The sequence below is a fragment of the Cellulomonas septica genome (assembly GCF_012396155.1).
Taxonomy (GTDB): domain Bacteria; phylum Actinomycetota; class Actinomycetes; order Actinomycetales; family Cellulomonadaceae; genus Cellulomonas; species Cellulomonas septica.
Genome location: NZ_JAAXOY010000378.1, coordinates 1 through 3,443, shown reverse-complemented (window position 1 = coordinate 3,443; position 3,443 = coordinate 1). Strand labels below are relative to the sequence as shown.

Annotated in this window: 4 protein-coding genes; 1 reads left to right on the top strand and 3 read right to left on the bottom strand. The window is 74.2% G+C overall.

Annotation, left to right across the window (positions count from 1 at the left end):
• Together HGA02_RS13535 and HGA02_RS13530 are read right to left on the bottom strand one after the other, a co-directional pair.
• Positions 1-936, bottom strand: a 936-nt coding sequence (locus HGA02_RS13535; RefSeq protein ID WP_168679445.1) for an AraC family transcriptional regulator, incomplete at its 3' end; no start/stop codon positions are given.
• 130 nt (positions 937-1,066) lie between these two features.
• Positions 1,067-1,828 (bottom strand): isoprenyl transferase, encoded by a 762-nt coding sequence (locus tag HGA02_RS13530; RefSeq protein ID WP_168679444.1) that lies wholly within the window; start codon positions 1,826-1,828, stop codon positions 1,067-1,069.
• A 176-nt stretch (positions 1,829-2,004) separates the two neighbouring features.
• Between HGA02_RS13530 and trhA the strand changes: the two genes are divergently transcribed.
• Complete coding sequence (trhA, locus tag HGA02_RS13525; protein WP_168679443.1) at positions 2,005-2,700, top strand: PAQR family membrane homeostasis protein TrhA; 696 nt, start codon at positions 2,005-2,007, stop codon at positions 2,698-2,700.
• A 61-nt stretch (positions 2,701-2,761) separates the two neighbouring features.
• On the opposite strand, the gene HGA02_RS13520 is transcribed toward trhA, so the two are convergent.
• On the bottom strand, positions 2,762-3,443 hold a 682-nt coding region (locus tag HGA02_RS13520), incomplete at its 5' end, for a nitrilase-related carbon-nitrogen hydrolase (RefSeq protein WP_246247784.1).

Sequence of the window (3,443 nt, the reverse complement as noted above, 5' to 3'; positions counted from 1 at the left end):
CACCCCGAAGACCCGCCGGTACGCCGCCGCGAACCGGTCCGGCTTGACGAACCCCCACCGCAGGGCGACGTCGGCGACGGTGTCGCCGGCCGTCGGGTCGGCCGCCTGGAGGTCGCGGTGCGCGCCCTCGAGGCGGGCGCGTCGGAGGTACGCCATGGGCGTCACGCCGAGGTGCCGCTGGAACGCGCTCTGGAGCGCGCGTGCGCTCAGGCCGGCGGCGTGCGCGATGTCCGTCACGGTGACGGGCAGCGACGCGTGGTCGTCGATGAACGCGACCGCGCGGCGCACGGTGGACGGCGCGGCGTACCCGGGTCCGCGCACGAGCGCGCTGTCGAGGGTCGTGTTCGGGAAGGTGGCGAGGGCGCCGGCGGCGACCAGGTCCCCGAGCGCGGCGGCGGCGATCGGGTTCGCGGCGCTCGGTGCGTCGTCGGCGAGCTGCCCGGCGACGAAGTGCGCGAGGCGCACCCACGCCCGGCCCGCGCTCACGGACACGGGTTCGAGGCCGCCGAAGCGCACGTCGCACGCGTCGAGGGGCAGCCTCTCGGACGCGACCCGCCCGACCACCGACCGCGGCAGCCGCGTCACCAGCAGCTCGATGCCGTCCCAGGTGGCGGTCAGCGGGGCGTCGTCGGGGAACCGGAACACCGACCCGGCGCCGATGCGGACCTCGTCCCCACCGACGTCGTAGCGCCCGGTGCCCACGACGCCGGTCGTCACGAGCAGGTAGTCGACGGGCGCGACCGTGCACTGCACGCCGCTCGAGAGGCGCACGGTGTCCGCGCCGAGGTCACCGGCGTTCGTCGCCCGGAGGTCGCACAGGAAGGTCGGCGCGGCGGTGGCGAGCGTCAGGCGCTGGTGGGGGCAGTACAGGTCCTTGAGGACCGAGTACGCGACGTCCGGCTGACGAGTGGAGACGGACAGGACATGCACCGGCATCGACGGCACCCCCCGCGCTGCGCGCCAACGGCCCGCAGCCTCCTGCTTCGGGCGCTCCTCCATCGTCGTCCACGCGCGTGGGTCCTGCACCCGGACAGTTGTCCGAGGCATCAGCCTGCGAGGCGGCGGCTCAGCGGCCGAGCCGGCGCTCCCGTGCGGCGTAGGACCGGACCGCGCGCAGGAAGTCGACGCGCCGGAAGTCGGGCCAGTACGCCTCGCAGAAGTAGAACTCCGAGTGCACCGACTGCCACAGCAGGAAGCCGCCGAGCCGCTGCTCGCCCGACGTGCGGATGACGAGGTCGGGGTCGGGCTGACCCTTGGTGTAGAGGCGCTCGGCGATGTGCTCGACGTCGAACTGCTCGGCGAGCTCGTCGACGCTCGTGCCGGCCTCCGCGTGCTCGCGCAGGAACGAGCGGACGGCGTCCGCGATCTCGTGCCGGCCGCCGTAGCCGACGGCGACGTTGACGTGCAGGCCGTCGACGTGCGCGGTCGCGACCTCGGCCTCGCGCAGCGCGGCGGCGGTGCTCGCGGGCAGCAGGTCGAGCGACCCGACGGCCTGCAGGCGCCAGCGTCCGGCGGCGGCGAGGTCCCGGACGGCGTGCTCGATGATGTCGAGCAGCGGGTCGAGCTCCTCGGCCGGGCGGTTGAGGTTGTCGGTCGACAGCATCCAGAGCGTGACGACCTCGACGCCGACGTCCTCGCTCCAGCCGAGCAGGTCGGCGATCTTGGCGGCGCCCGCCTGGTGCCCGTGCCGCGTGGACTCGCCCATGCTGCGCGCCCAGCGGCGGTTGCCGTCGAGGATGACGCCGACGTGGCGAGGGGCCCGGTCGCGTGGCAGCGAGGCGGCGAGTCGCTTCTCGTAGAGCGAGTACACCGGGTGGGGCAGGCGCACGCGGACCTCTCCTTGGCGGGCGACGGCGGGAACCCGCTCACGGTACCCGTCCGTCGTGTGCGCAGGAGACGGATCGGACAGGATGGACGCGACGTCGGGCGCGTCGACAGCGCTACCTACGGTGTCGTAACCTACGGGCTCGTAGGTTACGTAGGACGACGGAAGCGAGACCGTTGATGAGCTCCACCTCCGCGCAGCCCGACGGGCTCCCCGGCGCGGTCGGCCAGGTCGCCGACGCGATCAAGCCCAGGCTCCGCGGGTGGATCCACGCGGGAGTCGCACCGCTCGTGCTCGTGGCGTCGGTCGTGCTGGTCGCCCTGTCCCCCACGCCCGCCGCGAAGTGGTCGACGGCCGTCTTCGGGATCACCGCGGTCATGCTCTTCGGCACCAGCGCCGTCTACCACCGCGGACGCTGGTCACCGCGCGTGCAGGGCGTCCTGCGGCGGCTCGACCACACGAACATCTTCCTCATCATCGCGGGCACGTACACGCCCCTCGCGGTGCTCCTGCTGCCCGAGCAGACCGCGCGTCTCCTGCTGATCATCGTGTGGACCGGCGCGCTCCTCGGACTGCTCGCCCGCGTCCTGTGGCTGGGCGCGCCGCGCTGGGTCTACGTGCCGGTGTACGTCGCGCTCGGCTGGGTCGCGGTCGCGTTCCTGCCGCAGTTCTGGCGGTCCGGCGGGCCCGCGATCGTCTGGCTCGTGGCCGCCGGCGGGCTCGCGTACACCGCCGGTGCCGTCGTCTACGGCCTCAAGCGCCCCAACCCGAGCCCGCGGTGGTTCGGGTTCCACGAGGTGTTCCACACGCTGACCGTCGTCGGGTACACGTGCCACTACGTCGCCGTGTCGATCGCGTCCTACGGGTCCGCCTGACACGCACGCCGGGTCCGTCGGACCCGTCCGTCGCGCGGCCCGCGACCGCCGCGGCCGTCGGTCAGTCGCGCGGGACCACGGTGTAGCGGCGGTTCTCCAGCGACGGGTTCGTCTCGCGCACCCGCGCGAGCAGCGCGCCGTCGACGTCGACCGTGCGCACGTCCGGCGCCTCGTCCAGCTCGAGCCCGACGACGCCGTCGGGCCCCACGACGAGCGACCGTCCGGTGACGCCCTTGCCCGCCTGCCCGACCGCGACCACGGCGGCGGTGTTCTCGATCGCGCGCGCGACCGCGAGCGACCGCCAGTGCCAGGCCTTGAGCTCGCCCGCCGCCCAGGCGGCCGGGTAGACCAGCACCTGCGCACCCGCGTCGACCAGCCGCCGCGACGACTCGGGGAACCGCAGGTCGTAGCAGGTCAGCACGCCGAACCGCAGGCCCGCGACGTCGAGCACGAGCGGCGGCGCGTCGGCCGGCCCGGCCTCGAGCCGCTCGGACTCGCGGTGCCCGAACGCGTCGTACAGGTGCACCTTCCGGTAGACGCCGACCAGCTCGCCGGTGCCGTCGACGGCCACGACCGCGTTGACCGCGCGTCCGCCGGACCCCGGCAGCGTCGTGCCCGCCACGACCGTCACCGTGCCGGCGATGAACGCGAGCTCGTGGCTCACGCCGTCGTCGTGCGGGAGCAGCTCGTCGACGAGGAGGTCGGAGCGGGGAAGCCCACCGTGGTCGCCGTCGACCTCGAGG